This is a genomic window from Nonomuraea sp. NPDC005501 (genome assembly GCF_040605905.1).
Classification (GTDB): Bacteria; Actinomycetota; Actinomycetes; order Streptosporangiales; family Streptosporangiaceae; genus Nonomuraea.
On sequence record NZ_JBEXDT010000015.1, the window covers coordinates 90,238 to 105,778 of the forward strand.

Sequence of the window (15,541 nt, forward strand, 5' to 3'; positions counted from 1 at the left end):
GATCGTCCTGGATGGCCGGTCCCCTCCTACCCCTCCGGGGCCGGGGCGTGCGCCCGCGTGCCCGCTGTGTCGCAGAAATCCTGATTGCGGGGGGAAGGCCCGTCCCGGCATCATCCCGGCATGGATCTCCTCGCCTCCCTGCCCGCCTTCGCCGTCGCCGTCGTGCTCATCTCGGCCTCGCCGGGCCCCGCGATGGCCCTCATCCTGCGCCGAGCCGCGGTGCGGGGGCTCTCCGGCGCGGTCCCCACGGTGCTCGGCCTCGAAGCGGGGCTCTACGTGTGGGCGCTGTGCGCCGCCGCCGGCCTGGCCGCCCTCGTCGCCGCCTCCGAGGTGGCCTTCGTCGTCCTGCGCGTGGTGGGCGCCGCCTTCCTGCTGTACCTCGGGGTGAAGTCCTGGCGGTCGGCCTGGCGCAGCCGCGCCGCCACGGAGGAGGCGGAGGTGGAGGAGGAGCCCGTGGCGGCGTCCGGCCGCGGCGCCTGGTGGAAGGCGTTCGGGGAGGGCGCCGTCGTGATGCTGGCCAACCCGAAGGCCGCCGCCTTCATGATCGCCTTCTATCCCCAGTTCGTCCCGGCCGACCGGCCGCTCCTCACCACCACCGCCCTGCTGGCCCTGCTCCAGGTGGCCATGGAGACGGTCCTCTACCTCTCGCTGGCGGCGGTCGTGGGCCGCGCTGGCGCGTGGTTCCGCCGCCCGGCCGTCCGCCGCCGCCTGGACGCGGTGAGCGGGACCGTGCTCGTGGCCCTCGGCCTGCGCGTCGCCGTCGAGGGCCGCTGACCGGCCTTCCATAACTGTGGCTTCTGGTAACCATCCCTAACATCTCTTGGACTTCTGACTCCCCGCCGGGCACCCTGGACACAGATCCACCGGAACCTCGGCAGGGAGCACCCATCATGGCCACCTTCGTCCTCGTCCCCGGCATGTGCCACGGCGGTTGGAGCTTCGAGCCGCTCACCGAGCGGCTGCGCGCCCTCGGCCACCGTGTCCACGCCGTCACGCTCAGCGGAGTCAGCGAGCGCCGCCACCTGATGGCCGGCGGGGTCAACCTCGACACCCACATCCAGGACGTGACCGCCCTCCTGGAGGCCGAGCAGGTCGAGGACGCCGTGCTCGTCGCGCACAGCTACGGCGGCATGGTCATCACCGGGGCCGCCGACCGCGCCCCCGGCCGGGCCGGCTCGCTGGTCTACATCGACGCGGTCGTCCCCTCCGACGGCGACTCCTGCTGGTCCCTCGTCCGCGACGAGGAGCGCCGGTGGTACACCGACGTGGACGAGACCGGGTTCGGGGTGCGCCCGCAGCCCTTCTTCGACCCGCGGGCCACGCCGCACCCGCTCGCCTCGGTCCTGCAGCCGCTCCGCCTCACGGGCGACCTCGCGCACGTGCGCCGCAGGGACTACGTGTACGCGGCGGGATGGGACGGCGAGTCGCCGTTCACCGTCTTCCACGAGCGGCTGCGGCAGGACCCGGCCTGGACGGCCCACGCGGTGAACGGCCGCCACAACCTCATGCGCGACGCCCCGGACGAGCTGCTCAAGATCCTGCTCGGCGCGGCCTGATCTGCGAGGCGCGCAGCAGCGTGGCGGGAACGAGCGTGGCCAGGGCGGTCCGCCACGGCACCGCGTCGCGGGTCCGCACCAGGGACGTCAGCACGGCCGACCGGACCGCCGCGCGCCCGAGCCGGACGCCCGTCAGGGACGGTCACCGGTGGCGATCTTGAGGCCGAGGCCCAGGAGAACGGACCCGACCAGGCGGTCCAGGATCTTCTCGAAGCGGCGATGGCCGACCAGCCGGGCGGTGTGGTGCGCGGTGATCGCGAAGGCGAACTGGCCGGTCAGGTTGGCCGTGGCGGCGATGAGTGTCAAGCCGATGATCACGGGGATCGCCGTGCCGTCGTGGGCGGTGACGAACTGCGGCAGCAGCGCGGTGAAGAAGGCCGCAGCCTTGGGATTGAGCAGGTTGGTGGTCAGCCCCTGGCGGAACAGCGCCGGGGACGAAGCGGGCGCCGGCACCGGCGGCGCATCCGCGGCCGACTCCTTCGACTCCTTCGAGCGCCAGGACCGCCAGAGCATGCGGGCGCCCAGGTAACCGAGGTAGGCGGCTCCGGCCAGCTTGAGCACGGTGAACGCGATGGCGGAGGCGGCGAGGACCGCGGAGATGCCGGCGCCGGCGGCCAGCCCCCAGAGCAGCAGGCCCGCCGCGCTGCCCAGGCCGGTCCGGACTCCGGCGCCCCACCCCTGGCGCATCGCGTTCCGTACCACCAGGGCGGTGTCGGGCCCAGGCGTGATCGTGATCATCCCGACGATGGCCAGATAGGCGAACAGCGCCTCACGCGTCATGATCCCAGCCTAGTGTCCGGGTGATCGGCGAGAGGCGGGAATGCCCGAGGGGGGTGGGGTGTTGAGCCGGGCATCAGTTGAAGTTTCAACGAACCGGAGGGAATCATGCCCGCCATCACCGCCGACACGCTGACGCTGCCGCGCATCGCCGTACCCGACCCGGCCGCCGTCGCACGGCGGCCCGTGCGGTCGGTGACGACCGCGCCGAGCGGGTTCGAGGGCGAGGGCTTCCCGGTTCGGCGCGCGTTCGCCGGGGTGCCGCAGTCGCTGCTGGACCCGTTCATCCACATGGACCAGATGGGCGAGGTCGAGTACGCGCCCGGCGAGCCCAAGGGCACCGCCTGGCATCCGCACCGCGGCTTCGAGACCGTCACCTACATCATGGACGGCATCTTCGAGCACCAGGACTCCAACGGCGGCGGTGGCACGATCACCGACGGCGACACCCAGTGGATGACCGCGGGGGCGGGGCTGCTGCACATCGAGAAGCCCCCGGAGCACCTGGTGGTCTCGGGCGGCCTGTTCCACGGCGTCCAGCTGTGGGTCAACCTGCCTCGCGCCCACAAGTTCCACCTGCCCCGCTACCAGGACATCCGCGGCCGGCAGGCGGCGCTGCTGGCCTCGGCCGACGGCGGCGCGCTGCTGCGGGTGATCGCCGGTGAGCTGGACGGGCACGCCGGTCCCGGCATCACGTTCACCCCGATCACGATGGTGCACGCGACCGTGAGCCCCGGCGCGCGGCTGGAGCTGCCGTGGAACCCCGGCTTCAACGCCCTCGCGTACGTGCTGGCCGGGAACGGCTTCGCCGGTGAGGAGCGCACGCCGGTGCGCAAGGGGCAACTGGCCGTCTTCGGCCCGGGCGGCGCGCTCACCGTCGCCGCCGGCCCGCCCCAGCCCCAGGCCGAGCCGAACCTGGAGGTGCTGCTGCTCGGCGGGCAGCCGATCCGCGAGCCGGTCGTGCACTACGGCCCCTTCGTGATGAACAACCGCGCCGAGATCATCCAGGCGATGGAGGACTACCAGGCGGGCCGCCTCGGCGTCGCCCCCGCCGAGCGCCTTCCGCACACCGGCGGGCCCGTCCCGGGACAGGAGTGACCATGCAGATCGAGACGACGGCCGAGGAGTACGAGCGGGCCCGCCTGTTCTTCGACTCGCAGGACTACATCGGGGCCGCGCGCATCCTGGCCCGGGTGGTCGCGGCCGCCCCGGAGAACGTGGCGGCCCGGCTGCTGCTGGCCCGCGCCTACTACCACTCCGCCCAGCTCGGCCGGGCGGAGGCCGAGCTCCGGCTGGTCCTGGAGCGCGACCCCGCCGAGGGGTACGCGTACCTGCTGCTCGGCCGTACGCTGCAACGCCGCAACAGGCCACAGGACGCCGAGCCGTACCTGCGTCTCCATGCGGCGATGACCGGCGAGTGACGCCCCCGGCCTGAGGAGCCGCCCCTCCTCAGGTCACGGGGTCACCCTCCTGAGCACCACCATGTCGCTGCGATGGTCGGCGCCGACGGGCTCCCAGGCGGCGGGCCGGATGCCCACGGCCATCAGCGCGGAGCCGTGCCACCGCGAGCCCTGGACCAGCCGGCCCGGCACCGTCTCGGCGGCGTCGCCGCCCAGCACCACCTCGTACCGGGCGTCCGGGTCGAGCCCGGCCAGCCGCAGCCACCGAGGACCCCGCTTGGCGTTGCCGGCGGGGTTGTAGACGAGCGCGACGACGTCGCCGTCCAGCACGTACTGCACGGCTGAGCGCTCCTGGCCCGGGGTGCCGGCCAGCCGGTACAACCGGCCGTGCTGGATGACGTGGCGGACGGACTTGTACTGCTCGATCAGCTCCGCCGCCTCCGACAGCTCGGCCTGCGGCCAGGCGGCCAGATCGCCGCCGACGCCCAGCACCCCGGCCATGGCCACGTGGAAGCGGTAACGCAGCGGCATGGAGCGGCCGACGGTGATGTTGGGCGAGTCGGTGACCCAGGCCGACATGGTGCACGGCGGGTAGATCTGGCTGAAACCGTGCTGGATGGTCTGCCGGTCGCGGGCGTCGGTGTTGTCGGAGGGCCAGAACTCGTCGGTGTGGCGCAGCACGCCGAGATCCACCCGGCCGCCGCCTCCGGAGCAGGACTCGATCCGCAGCCGGGGATGGGCCTGCCGCAGCCGGGCCATCACCTCGTAGACGTTGCGCGTGTAGTCGATCCAGAGCCGGTCCTGCGCCGCTCCCCGCTCGGGCCAGCCCGCCTGGGTGAACGGCCGGTTCATGTCCCACTTGAGGTAGTCCAGGTCCAGCTCGGCGACCAGGTCGCCGAGCCAGGCCAGCGCCCAGTCGCGGACGTCGTCGCGGGCGAAGTTCAGCACGAGCTGCTGGCGCTTCTCGTCGCGGCGGCGGTGCTCCATGTGCAGGACCCAGTCCGGGTGGGCGCGGTACAGCTCGCTGTCGGCGTTGACCATCTCCGGCTCGACCCACAGGCCGGCTCGCATCCCCATGCCGTGGATGCCGTCCATCAGCGCGCGAAGTCCCTGCGGGAAGCGCTTGCGGTGGGGCCACCAGTCGCCCAGCGACCGCGTGTCGTCGTCGCGCTCGCCGAACCAGCCGTCGTCCACGACGAACAGCTCGACGCCGACGGAGGCCGCCCGCCTGGCGAGCTCGAGCTGGCCGGCCTCCGTGACGTCGAAGTCGGTGGCCTCCCAGGAGTTGTAGAGCACCGGGCGGAGCTCGTCGGGGGCCGGGAGGACGTGCCGGCGGGTGTACTCGTGCCAGGAGCGGCTGGCCGCGCCGAACCCATCGCCGGTGTAGAGGCCGAGCACCGGCGGGGTGACGAGCTCCTCGCCGGGCCCCAGCGTCCAGCGCGGCCCGTCGTGGCCGAAGCCGGCCGAGACGGAGACGCCGCCCTCGGGCCGGTGCGTGGTGGTCAGGCGCCAGCTGCCGCTCCAGGCCAGGGCCACGCCCCACACCTCGCCGTGCTCCTCGACCGCCTCACCGGCGTCGATCATGATCCAGGGGTTGGCGTGGTGGCTGGTGATGCCCTGGCGGCTGGTGAAGACCAGCTCACCGACCGGAAGTGGTCCGCGCTGGAGCTGGAACTCCTCCGCCCACGCACCGAAGACGCCGCTGTAGCGGTACGCGGTGGCGTCCGGGACGAACCAGCTGCCGGAGTCGAGCCGGGTGACGCCGACGGCGACGGGCGCCCCGCCGGTCAGGTGCCGGACGGTGGTCCAGCGTTCGATCACGTCGGTGTCCTCGCGGGCGCGGACGGACAGCACCACCTCGAACGGATGGTGGGCGTCGCGCAGGACGATGTCGAGCCGTTCGGCGCCCGCCCCCTCGTCGGCCACGGCGGCCTCGACGAAGTGGAGTTCGAGCGAGCGGGCGTGGTCGAAGGAGACCTGCAGGGACGGCGATCCCCACCGCTTGCCTCCGTCGACCGGCAGCAGCTCCTCGATCTCGGCGGGTGTGGAGAAGCTGGAGATGTGGCGCCGCGCCCCCCACGGGGTGGCCGGTCCGCCGCTCGCGGTCGCCGCCTCGCGGGCCGCCTCCGGGGACAGCCGCGGCCCCCAGTACTTCTGCAGGACCGCGGCCTCGCCGGTGACCGGGTCGAGCTCCACGCCGATCAGGTACGTCGAGGAGGGCGTCATGACCGCCCACAGGTTTCCGTGCTGATCGAGGGGGGTTACGGGCATCGGGCAGTCTCCTGGCTTCTGAAACGGTCAGGCGGCTGGAGGCTAACCCCGTCTCGTGCACGGCGTCAACAAATCCGCCCCGCTATTGTGGGACTTCTCGGTCGATCTTGTGAGCGATGCCACATCTTTACTTGACGCGATGCACAAACGTGGGAACGATAAGCGCCGTGTTCTCACATGGCGGAGATCTCCCTGTGCGGCTCACCGACGCGATGCGCTCCGTGTTCGTCGAGCTGCTGGTGCACGGCCCCCTGTCCAGAGCGGAGGTGGCGCGGCGGCTGACGCTGTCGCCCTCCGCGCTGACCAAGGTCACCAAGCCCTTCCTCGAGGCCGGCTACCTGCGCGAGCAGGCCGCCGGGGAAGGGACGGCCACCGTGGGCCGGCCGTCGCAGCCGCTGGAGGTCGACGCCTCCCGCATGTCGTTCGTCGGGATCAAGCTCACCGCCGACGAGCTGTTCGCCGTACGGACCGACCTCGCCGCCACCGTCCAGGCCGAGACCTGCCGGCCGCTGGCCGACCACCGGATCGGCACCGTCCTCGGCGAGATCACCCGGGCCGTCACCGAGCTGACCAGCCCGGGGCTGCCACCGCTGTCCGGCGTCGGCATCAGCCTGGCCGGCACCGCCACCCCGAGCGACCCCGTGGTGCACACCTCGCCTTTCCTCGGCTGGAGCCAGTTACCGCTGGCCGCGCTCGTCGAGGAGGCCGTCGGCGTGCCCACCGTGCTCGACAACGACGTCCGCGCGCTGACGGCCGTGCAGCAGTGGTTCGGCGAGGGCGTCGGCCACTCCTCCTTCGCGCTGATCACCGTCGGCGCCGGCATCGGCTGCGGCCTGGTCATCGGCGACCGCCTGGTGACCGGGCAGTCCGGAGCGGCCGGGCTGGTCGGCCACCTGTCGATCGACGACCGGGGCCCCATGTGCGAGCAGGGCCACCGCGGCTGCGCCCGCGCCTACGTCAGCTCGCCCGCCGTCCGCCGCTCCGTCGCCGGCACCCTCGAACGGCCCGAGCTGACCTTCGACGACTGTCTCGCCCTGGCCCGCGACGGCGATCCCGTCGCCCGCCGCGTGCTCGGCGAAGCCGGATCCGCCCTGGGGCAGGTGGTGGCCACCGTCGCCAACATCACCGGGCCCGAGCTGGTCATCCTGTCCGGCGAGGCGGTCCACATGTACGAGCTGTGCGCGGACGCCTTCCAGGCCGCCCTCGCCCGCCACACCCACTGGACGTCCACGCCCGTCCGGGTGGTCGTCAAGCCCTTCGCCTTCAACGAATGGGCCCGGGGAGCGGCCGTCACCGCTCTCCAGCACCAACTGCTGCACGGCTGATCGGCACGGCCGGGGCCCCTGCCCGGCCGGACGACCGATCGGCAGGAGGAGGTCACATGACCAGCCAGACCATCCAGGCCCCGCCGCGCCCGCCCACGCCGGCCGCGCCCCGGGGAGCCCCTCCACCCCTCCTGCGACGCCTGGGCGACCTTCCCGCCGCGTTCCTGTTCGTCCTGCCCGCCGCCGTCGGCTTCGCCGCCTTCTACCTGTGGCCCGCGCTGCGCGGCCTGTACCTGAGCCTGACCAAGTACAACGTCCTCACCCCACCCCGCTTCATCGGCACCGAGAACTACGAGCGGATCTTCGGCGACCACCTGTTCTGGAACGCGCTCAAGGTCACCGCCGAGTACGTGCTGATCAACATCGGCACGCAGACCGTGGCCTCCCTGCTGCTGGCCGTGCTCCTGCACCGGCTCACCAGGTCCCTGATGGTGCGCGGCGTGGTGCTGCTGCCCTTCCTGGTGGCCAACGTGGTCGTCGCGCTCGTGTGGTTCTGGATGCTCGACTACCAGCTCGGCGTGGTCAACCACGCGCTCGACTGGCTGGGGCTGGACAGGGTGGCGTTCTTCGGCGACTCCGACCTCGCCATCCCGACCATCGCGCTGGTCAACACCTGGCGGCACCTCGGCTACACCGCCCTGCTCATCTACGCCGGGCTGCAGATGATCCCGCCCACCGTGTACGAGGCGGCCGCGCTCGACGGCGCCTCGGAATGGCGGATCTTCTGGCGGGTCACGCTCCCCCTGCTGCGCCCGGTGATGGCGCTCGTCCTGGTGCTGACCGTGATCGGATCGTTCCAGGTCTTCGACACCGTCGCCGTCACCACGGCGGGCGGCCCCATCAACGCCACCCGGGTCATCTCCTTCTACATCTACGACCTCGCGTTCAACCGCTTCAACTTCGGTTACGCCGCCGCGCTGTCGTCCGTGCTGTTCGTGCTGCTGGCCGGCGTCGCCTACCTGCAGCTCCGCCTCACCCGGGCGGGCGAGTCCGACCTGAAGGAGTCATGATGGCCGCCACCACCGCTCCCCTGGTCCGGCCCGCCCGGACCCGCTCGATCCGCTGGGGACGGGTCGCCGGCTGGGCCGTGCTCGTCCTGGTCATGTTCGCGACGCTTTTCCCGTTCTACTGGATGCTGCGCACGTCGTTCTCCAGCACCCGCTCCCTCGCGACCGGCGCCACGGACCTGCTGCCGGTGGACTTCACGCTCGGCGCCTACCGCCGCGTGCTGGGCCTGTCCACCACCGCGGAAGCGGTCGCCGAAGGCGGGTCGAGCGGCACCGTGAGCTTCTGGCTCTTCCTGCGCAACTCGATCATCGTGGCCACCACGCTCACCGCCGGGCAGGTCTTCTTCAGCGCGATGGCCGCCTACGCCTTCGCACGGATGCGGTGGCCCGGCCGCGACGCCGTCTTCCTGCTCTTCCTGACCGCGCTGATGGTGCCGCCGATCTTCACGACGCTGCCCAACTTCGTGCTGATCAAGGAGCTGGGGCTCCTCAACACCTACCTGGGCATCGTGCTGCCCGGCCTCCTCATGACCCCGTTCGCGGTGTTCTTCCTGCGGCAGTTCTTCCTCGGCGTCAACACCGGCCTGGAAGAGGCCGCCCGCATCGACGGAGCCGGACACGCGCGGATCTTCTTCCGCGTCATCCTGCCGGTCAGCAGAGCGCCGATCACCACACTGGCCATCCTCACGTACATCACCAGCTGGAACGACTACTTCTGGCCGCTGCTGGTCGGCAAGGACGAAAGCGTACGGGTGCTCACCGTGGCCCTGGGCATCTTCCGCTCCCAGACCCCGCAGGGCAGCCCCGACTGGGCGGGGCTCATGGCCGCGACGCTCTTCGCCGCCCTCCCGATGATCGTCCTGTTCGCCCTGCTCGGCCGCCGGATCATCGACTCGATCGGTTACACCGGCACCAAGTGACCCCCACCACCCCCCGTATCGCACTGCAAAGAAGGTTGTTGTGATGAAGAGTCACCTGCGCTCTCTCACCGTCATCGCGGCGGCGGCGCTGCTCCTGACCGCCTGCGGAGGTCAGGACACCGGCGGCCAGGGCGCCGCCGCCGGTCCCGTCACGATCGACTACTGGCTCTGGGACACCGCCCAGCAGCCGCAGTACCAGGCCTGCGCCGACGCCTTCCACAAGGCCAGCCCGCAGTACACCGTCAAGATCACCCAGTACGGCTGGGACGACTACTGGAACACCCTCACCACGGCCTTCGTCTCCGGCACCGCTCCCGACGTGTTCACCAGCCACCTGTCGCAGTACCCGCAGTTCGCCGCCCAGGGCCAGCTGCTGCCGATCACCGAGCAGGTCGCCAAGGACAAGATCGACCTGTCGGCGTACCAGGACGGCCTCGCCGATCTCTGGGTCGCCAAGGACGGCCAGAGGTACGGCCTGCCCAAGGACTTCGACACCACCGCCGTCATCTACAACACCGACAAGCTCAAGGACGCGGGCATCAAGCCGGAGGAGATGGCGAAGCTGACCTGGAACCCCCAGGACGGCGGCACGTACGAGGACGTCATCGCCCGGTTGACCGTGGACGCCAACGGCAAGCGCGGCGACGAGCCCGGCTTCGACAAGAAGCACGTCGCCACCTACGGCCTCGGGCTCGCCGGCAGCGGCGGCGGCTTCGGCCAGACCGAGTGGAGCATGTACGCCATGAGCAACGGCTGGCAGTACGGCGACCGGAACCCGTGGCCGAGCAGGTTCAACTACGCCGACCCGAAGTTCAAAGAGACGATCAAGTGGTTCACCTCGCTCATCGACAAGGGCTACATGCCGAGCATGGAGATCGCCTCCTCCGGGGTGAGCCAGATCGACGCCTACGGCGCCGGCAAGTACGCGATGACCACCGAGGGCAGCTGGAACACCAAGACGTACTGGGCGCTGAAGGGCGTGAAGTCCGCCCTCGCCCCGACCCCGATCGGGCCTGCCGGTAAGCGGGCCAGCCTGTTCAACGGCCTGGCCGACAACATCTCCGCCGGCACCGACAACCCCGAGGCCGCCTGGGCCTGGGTCAAGTTCCTGGCCTCGCCGGCCTGCCAGGAGGAGATCGTGGCCAAGGAGGCCGTCGTCCTCCCGGCGCTCAAGACCGCGACGGTCAAGGCGGAGCAGGCGTTCGCCGACACGGGGATCGACGTCAAGCCCTTCACCGTTCACGTCCAGGAGGGCACGACCCACCTGGCGCCCATCGCCGAGCACTGGGCCGACGTCACGGCGATCATGACGGAGACGATGGACTCCATCTTCTCGCGGAAGAGCGACGTCAACGCCTTGGACGAGGCCAACACCAGGGTCAACGGCCTGTTCGGCTGACGGCGGTCTCCGGACCGGCGGGCCGACCGCCGGTCCGGAGCGGACGCCTTTACAACGTAGATCAGAGAATTGGGAGCTTCTGCCGCCTTGCCAGGGCATGATCCGGAGTTTAGGTTAGGCTTACCTAAGACTTCGGAGGCAGAAGCTCCATGTCCGTGCAGTTCCCGCCCTCCGCCGCGCCGCGCTCCGCCTACCCCGCGGATGTGCTCCCCGCCCGGCTCCGCCGTCTCCTCCTCCACCTCGCCGCGACCGGCATCCCCGTCTCGGCCTACGTCTACGACGGGGAGGTGGCCGCCGAACGGGCCCGCGAGCTGCGGGCCTCCTTACCGGAGTGGGCGGCCGTCCACTACGCCGTCAAGGCCAACTCCTTCCCCGGCGTCGTCGCCGCCCTCGCCCCGCACGTGGACGGATTCGAGGTGGCGTCGCGGGCCGAGCTGGACCTCGCCCTCGGCGCGCGTCCCACGACGGGCGCGCCCGCTCCCGTCGTGGCCGCCGGACCCGCCAAGTCACCACCGTTCCTGGCCGCGCTCATCCGGGCCGAGGTCGAGGCCGTCAACGCCGAGAGCCTGCTGGAGCTGCACCGGATCAGCCGCATCGCCGTCGCCGAGGGCCTGCGCGCCCGGGTCACCCTGCGGGTGAACCCCGCGACCATCCCGGTGACCGGCTCGCTGCGGATGGGCGGCGTGGCGTCCCAGTTCGGGGTGGCCGAACCCGACGTGCCGGACGTGCTGCGCGAGGCGCTGCGGCTGCCCGGCCTGGACGTGGCCGGCTTCCACGTGCACGCCGCCTCCGGCAACCTCGACGCCGACGCCCACGCCGCGTACCTGCGCTGGTGCGTCGAGTGGAGCACGCGCACCGCCCGGGCCTGCGGCGTCGACCTGCGGCTCGTGGACGTCGGCGGCGGCATCGGCGTCGCGTTCGAGGGCGAGAAGCCGTTCGACGTGGCCCGCTTCGGCGAGCTGGCCGCCCAGGTGGAGCCGCCGTCCGGCGTGAAGGTGCTGCTGGAGCCCGGCCGCTACCTGGTCGCCGACTGCGGCTGGTACGCCGCCGAGGCGATCGACGTGAAGACCTCGTACGGGACGACGTTCGTGCTGATCCGCGGCGGCATCAACCACTTCCAGCTCCCCACGTCGTGGGACATCGTGCACAACATGGCGGTGCTGCCCGTCGAGAGCTGGCCCGAGGACTGCCCGCGTCCGGCCGCCGCCGGGACCGAGGTGACCGTCACCGGCGAGCTGTGCACCCCCGAGGACACGCTGCTGCGCGACGTGCGGGTGGACCGCGTGCGCGCCGGCGACCTCGTCGTCTTCCCGTACGCGGGCTCCTACGGCTGGGAGTTCGCCATGCACCGCTTCCTCGGCCACCCCGTCGCCGAACGCCACCTGCTCTGAACCTGCTTCGAAACCCTGCCCCCATGTCCTGTCCCCCCATGTCCTGTCCCCCCATGTCCTGGAGACCCATGACCGCGCATCCGGCCGACCTGGCCCCGGACTCCGCCCTCGACCCCTCTCCCCTCTCCGGTTCTCCCCTCTCCGGTGCGGTCCTGCGCCGGCAGCGTGACCGCGAGTCGTCCGCCCGCACCTACGCCCGGTCCTTCCCGATCGTCCCGGTACGGGCGGAGGGAATGGTGATCGAGGGCGCCGACGGCCGCCGCTACCTCGACTGCCTGTCGGGCGCGGGCACCCTCGCCCTCGGCCACAACCACCCGGTGGTCCTGGAGGCCATCCGGCGCACGCTCGACAGCGGAGCCCCGCTGCACGTCCTCGACCTGGCGACGCCGGAGAAGGACGCGTTCGTGGAGGAGCTGTTCGCCACGCTGCCCCGCGGGTTCGCCGACCGGGCGCGCATCCACTTCTGCGGGCCCGCCGGCACCGACGCCGTCGAGGCGGCCCTGAAGCTCATGCAGACCGCGACCGGCCGGCGCGGGCTGCTCGCCTTCACCGGCGGATACCACGGCATGACGCTCGGCGCGCTGGCCGCCACCGCGAACGTCGCGGTCAAGGAGCCGGTGGCGGGCATCGCGGCCGACGTGACGCGGCTGCCGTACCCGTACCCGTACCGCTGCCCGTTCGGCGTGGGCGGGCAGGCGGGCGCGGAGCTGTCGGCGGCGTACACGGAGCGGCTGCTGGACGACCCGGCGGGCGGCGTCGTGCCGCCCGCGGCGATGATCGTGGAGGCGGTGCAGGGCGAGGGCGGCGCGGTGCCGGCCCCGGACTCCTGGCTGCGCGAGATGCGCCGCGTCACCGCCGAGCGCGAGATCCCGCTGATCGTGGACGAGGTGCAGACCGGCGTCGGACGTACCGGGGCGTTCTGGGCGGTGGAGCACAGCGGGATCGTGCCGGACGCCATGGTGCTGTCCAAGGCGATCGGCGGCAGCCTGCCGCTGGCGGTGATCGTCTATCACGAGGACTACGACGGCTGGCTGCCGGGCGCGCACACCGGCACGTTCCGCGGCAACACCCTGGCCATGGCGGCCGGCACGGCGACGCTGCGGCACGTCGCCCGCGAGGGGCTCGCCGGGCGGGCCGCCGCGGTCGGCGCCCGGATGCTGGAGCGGCTCGGCGCGCTGCGGGACGAGCTGCCGGTGGTCGGCGACGTGCGGGGGCGCGGCCTGATGATCGGCGTCGAGCTGGTCGACCCGACGGGGACGCCCGACGCGTGCGGCGCCTTCCCCGCGGCGCCGCGGACGGCGGCCGCGGTCCGCGCGGCGTGCCTGGAACGCGGGATCATCGTGGAGCTCGGCGGGCGGTACGACTCCACGGTGCGGCTGCTGCCGCCGCTGGTCATCTCGGACGAGCAGGCCGAGACGGTCGTGGACCGGCTGGCCGACGCGATCGCCACGGTGACGGCTCCCCGCCTGGCCGGGCGGCCCGCATGACGGACACTCTCCGGCAGGACGGCGCCGCCACGCCCGCACGAACCGGCACCGCCACGCCCGCACAGACCGGCGCCGCCACGCCCGCACGACTGCTGTCGCGGGCGGGCGGCGGGGAGCTGGAGCGGGCGGTGCGGGTCGTGCTGGACGGACTGGCCGCCGGGACGGCGCGGCGCGGCGGGCCCGTACCCGCCGGGCCGCCGCGGGAGCTGGCCGCGCACGTCGCCGGCGCCTTCGCCGGGACGCGCGGCGAGGAGGCCCTGGGCCGCCTGACCGAGCTGCTGGCGTACGGCGGGGCCGACCCCGCCGACCCGGCCTGCGCCGCGCACCTGCACTGCCCGCCGCTGGCCGTCGCCGTGGCCGCCGACCTGGCCGTGTCCGCGCTGAACCCGTCCCTCGACTCCTGGGACCAGGCTCCCGCGGCGACCGAGCTGGAGACGCTGCTGGTGATGGAGCTGGCCGGGCTCGTCGGCTACCCGGGCACCGCCGCGGGCGTGCTGACCTCCGGCGGCACCGAGTCCAACGTCATGGGGCTGATGCTGGCCAGGGACCGGGTCCTGGGCCGCGCGACCGGCGGCCGGATCGAGCTGGCCGGGGTGCCCGGGAACGGGCCGCGCCCGAGGATCTTCGCCTCGGCCGCCGCGCACTTCTCCGTCCGGCGGGCCGCCGCGCTGCTCGGGCTCGGCGAGGACGCGGTCGTCGCCGTCCCCGTGGACCGGGCGCTGCGGATGGAACCCCAGGCGCTGGCGAGCGCCCTGCGGGACCGGGCCGGGCGCGGCGAGCTTCCGGTGGCGGTGGTGGCCACGGCCGGCACCACCGACACCGGGGCGATCGACCCGCTGCCCGAGTGCGCCGCCCTGGCCGCCGAGCACGGCGCGTGGCTGCACGTGGACGCCGCCTACGGAGGCGGGGCGCTGCTGTCGGACCGGCTCGCGCCGCTGCTGGCGGGCGTCGAGCTGGCCGACTCGGTGTCCCTGGACTGGCACAAGCTGGGCTGGCAGCCCGCCGCCGCGGGCGTCTTCCTGGTACGGCGGGAGGAGACGTACGCCTCGCTGGCCCGGCGCGCCGCCTACCTCAACCCGGCCGACGACGAGGACGCGGGCTATCCCAGCCTGCTGGGACGGTCGCTGCGCACCACGCGCCGGGCCGACGCGTTCAAGATCGCTGTGACGTTGCGGACCCTGGGGCGGGACGGCCTGGGCCGCCTGGTCGACGCCTGCCACGACCTGGCCCTGGCCGGGGCGGCGGCGGTGCGCGCCCACCCGCGCCTGGAGCTGCACGCCGAGCCGGTGCTGACTGCCTTCCTGTTCCGCTACCTGCCCGCGGACCCGGCCCGCGCGGACCAGGTCAACGCCGCCCTGCGCCGCCGGCTCCTGCGCGAGGGGCGCGCGGTGATCGGCCGCACCGAGCTGCCTGCCGATGGGCCGCCCGGCGACGGGCCGGGGCGCGTCCGGCTGAAGCTGACGCTGCTGAACCCGTACACGACGGCCACCGAGGTGGAGCGGCTGGTGCACGTGGTGGCCGCGGCCGGCGAGGCCGAGGAGGCGGTGCTGTGAGCGCCGCCGACCCGCTCGACCACCCCGACGCGTCGCGGGCCGGGGAGGCGGCCGCGACGGAGACGCTGCTGCGGGCGTACGTGCGCGACCTGGCGATCCCGGTGCCCGCCGCCGAGGAGGAGCTGATCCTGGACTTCCCGGCGACCGGGGTGCGGCTGCGCGTCCCCGTCCGGCACCGCTCCCCGACCGGCTGGCACCGCTTCGGCGAGCCGCTCCTGGCCGGCGGCACCCCCGAGACCGCGGCCATGGAAACCGCGGCACCGGGGACGGCGCCCCCGGAGACGGCGGTCCTGGAGACGGCGACCTCGGAGACTACGACCCGGGCCGGGGCGACCCAAGCCGGGGTGGCGCCGGCCGGGGTGGCGCTGGTGGCGGCCGTCGTGGTCCGGGAGACGGCCGTGCTCGCGGGGCTGCCCGCGCACCGGGTGTCCGACGCCACCGCCCGCGTGCTGGAC

The 15,541-nt window shown here is 72.9% G+C and carries 14 protein-coding genes; 12 read left to right on the top strand and 2 right to left on the bottom strand.

What is annotated here, in order from left to right; all coding sequences use genetic code 11:
• The first annotated feature begins 120 nt into the window (after positions 1 to 120).
• Positions 121 to 774, top strand: coding sequence for a LysE family translocator (locus tag ABZS51_RS11345; RefSeq protein WP_355438752.1), 654 nt, complete (start codon positions 121 to 123; stop codon positions 772 to 774).
• Positions 775 to 890: 116 nt separating this feature from the next.
• Positions 891 to 1,556, top strand: coding sequence for an alpha/beta fold hydrolase (locus tag ABZS51_RS11350; RefSeq protein ID WP_355438754.1), 666 nt, complete (start codon positions 891 to 893; stop codon positions 1,554 to 1,556).
• A 132-nt stretch (positions 1,557 to 1,688) separates the two neighbouring features.
• On the opposite strand, the gene ABZS51_RS11355 is transcribed toward ABZS51_RS11350, so the two are convergent.
• Complete coding sequence (locus tag ABZS51_RS11355; RefSeq protein WP_355438756.1) at positions 1,689 to 2,336, bottom strand: LysE family translocator; 648 nt, start codon at positions 2,334 to 2,336, stop codon at positions 1,689 to 1,691.
• A gap of 105 nt (positions 2,337 to 2,441) precedes the next feature.
• Between ABZS51_RS11355 and ABZS51_RS11360 the strand changes: the two genes are divergently transcribed.
• Together ABZS51_RS11360 and ABZS51_RS11365 are read left to right on the top strand one after the other, a co-directional pair.
• Complete coding sequence (locus ABZS51_RS11360; RefSeq protein WP_355438758.1) at positions 2,442 to 3,431, top strand: pirin family protein; 990 nt, start codon at positions 2,442 to 2,444, stop codon at positions 3,429 to 3,431.
• A 2-nt stretch (positions 3,432 to 3,433) separates the two neighbouring features.
• A complete protein-coding gene (locus tag ABZS51_RS11365; protein ID WP_355438760.1) occupies positions 3,434 to 3,754 on the top strand; it encodes a tetratricopeptide repeat protein in 321 nt (106 codons plus the stop codon).
• A gap of 33 nt (positions 3,755 to 3,787) precedes the next feature.
• Here ABZS51_RS11365 and ABZS51_RS11370 read toward each other — a convergent pair whose 3' ends face one another.
• The gene (locus tag ABZS51_RS11370; protein WP_355438762.1) at positions 3,788 to 6,004 is read right to left on the bottom strand and encodes an alpha-galactosidase; all 2,217 of its coding nucleotides are present in this window, start codon (positions 6,002 to 6,004) and stop codon (positions 3,788 to 3,790) included.
• 194 nt (positions 6,005 to 6,198) lie between these two features.
• On the opposite strand from ABZS51_RS11370, the gene ABZS51_RS11375 reads away from it, so the two are divergent.
• The 8 genes from ABZS51_RS11375 to ABZS51_RS11410 form a co-directional block, all read left to right on the top strand.
• Entirely contained in the window at positions 6,199 to 7,329 is a 1,131-nt protein-coding gene (locus tag ABZS51_RS11375) for an ROK family transcriptional regulator (RefSeq protein ID WP_355438764.1), read from the top strand.
• A gap of 56 nt (positions 7,330 to 7,385) precedes the next feature.
• Positions 7,386 to 8,339 carry a sugar ABC transporter permease gene (locus tag ABZS51_RS11380; protein ID WP_355438766.1) on the top strand — a complete coding sequence of 318 codons (954 nt, stop codon included), beginning with the start codon at positions 7,386 to 7,388 and terminating at the stop codon, positions 8,337 to 8,339.
• A complete protein-coding gene (locus ABZS51_RS11385) occupies positions 8,339 to 9,256 on the top strand; it encodes a carbohydrate ABC transporter permease (protein WP_355438768.1) in 918 nt (305 codons plus the stop codon). The genes ABZS51_RS11380 and ABZS51_RS11385 overlap by 1 nt, the downstream gene beginning before the upstream one ends.
• Positions 9,257 to 9,299: 43 nt before the next feature.
• The gene (locus ABZS51_RS11390; RefSeq protein ID WP_355438770.1) at positions 9,300 to 10,655 is read left to right on the top strand and encodes a sugar ABC transporter substrate-binding protein; all 1,356 of its coding nucleotides are present in this window, start codon (positions 9,300 to 9,302) and stop codon (positions 10,653 to 10,655) included.
• Between the two features lie 149 nt (positions 10,656 to 10,804).
• Positions 10,805 to 12,046 carry a hypothetical protein gene (locus ABZS51_RS11395; protein ID WP_355438772.1) on the top strand — a complete coding sequence of 414 codons (1,242 nt, stop codon included), beginning with the start codon at positions 10,805 to 10,807 and terminating at the stop codon, positions 12,044 to 12,046.
• Positions 12,047 to 12,114: 68 nt separating this feature from the next.
• Positions 12,115 to 13,533 carry a diaminobutyrate--2-oxoglutarate transaminase gene (locus tag ABZS51_RS11400; RefSeq protein ID WP_355438774.1) on the top strand — a complete coding sequence of 473 codons (1,419 nt, stop codon included), beginning with the start codon at positions 12,115 to 12,117 and terminating at the stop codon, positions 13,531 to 13,533.
• A complete protein-coding gene (locus ABZS51_RS11405) occupies positions 13,530 to 15,086 on the top strand; it encodes a pyridoxal-dependent decarboxylase (RefSeq protein ID WP_355438776.1) in 1,557 nt (518 codons plus the stop codon). Before ABZS51_RS11400 ends, ABZS51_RS11405 begins: the two co-directional genes overlap by 4 nt.
• On the top strand, positions 15,083 to 15,541 hold a 459-nt coding region (locus ABZS51_RS11410; RefSeq protein ID WP_355438778.1), incomplete at its 3' end, for a hypothetical protein. The genes ABZS51_RS11405 and ABZS51_RS11410, both read left to right, overlap by 4 nt.

Excerpts from the sequence above, each read along its gene's own strand:
- ABZS51_RS11345 (WP_355438752.1), top strand. The coding sequence starts at position 121 with ATGGATCTCCTCGCCTCCCTGCCCGCCTTCGCCGTCGCCGTCGTGCTC.
- ABZS51_RS11350 (WP_355438754.1), top strand. The coding sequence starts at position 891 with ATGGCCACCTTCGTCCTCGTCCCCGGCATGTGCCACGGCGGTTGGAGC.
- ABZS51_RS11355 (WP_355438756.1), bottom strand. The coding sequence starts at position 2,336 with ATGACGCGTGAGGCGCTGTTCGCCTATCTGGCCATCGTCGGGATGATC.
- ABZS51_RS11360 (WP_355438758.1), top strand. The coding sequence starts at position 2,442 with ATGCCCGCCATCACCGCCGACACGCTGACGCTGCCGCGCATCGCCGTA.
- ABZS51_RS11365 (WP_355438760.1), top strand. The coding sequence starts at position 3,434 with ATGCAGATCGAGACGACGGCCGAGGAGTACGAGCGGGCCCGCCTGTTC.
- ABZS51_RS11370 (WP_355438762.1), bottom strand. The coding sequence starts at position 6,004 with ATGCCCGTAACCCCCCTCGATCAGCACGGAAACCTGTGGGCGGTCATG.
- ABZS51_RS11380 (WP_355438766.1), top strand. The coding sequence starts at position 7,386 with ATGACCAGCCAGACCATCCAGGCCCCGCCGCGCCCGCCCACGCCGGCC.
- ABZS51_RS11385 (WP_355438768.1), top strand. The coding sequence starts at position 8,339 with ATGGCCGCCACCACCGCTCCCCTGGTCCGGCCCGCCCGGACCCGCTCG.
- ABZS51_RS11390 (WP_355438770.1), top strand. The coding sequence starts at position 9,300 with ATGAAGAGTCACCTGCGCTCTCTCACCGTCATCGCGGCGGCGGCGCTG.
- ABZS51_RS11395 (WP_355438772.1), top strand. The coding sequence starts at position 10,805 with ATGTCCGTGCAGTTCCCGCCCTCCGCCGCGCCGCGCTCCGCCTACCCC.
- ABZS51_RS11400 (WP_355438774.1), top strand. The coding sequence starts at position 12,115 with ATGACCGCGCATCCGGCCGACCTGGCCCCGGACTCCGCCCTCGACCCC.
- ABZS51_RS11405 (WP_355438776.1), top strand. The coding sequence starts at position 13,530 with ATGACGGACACTCTCCGGCAGGACGGCGCCGCCACGCCCGCACGAACC.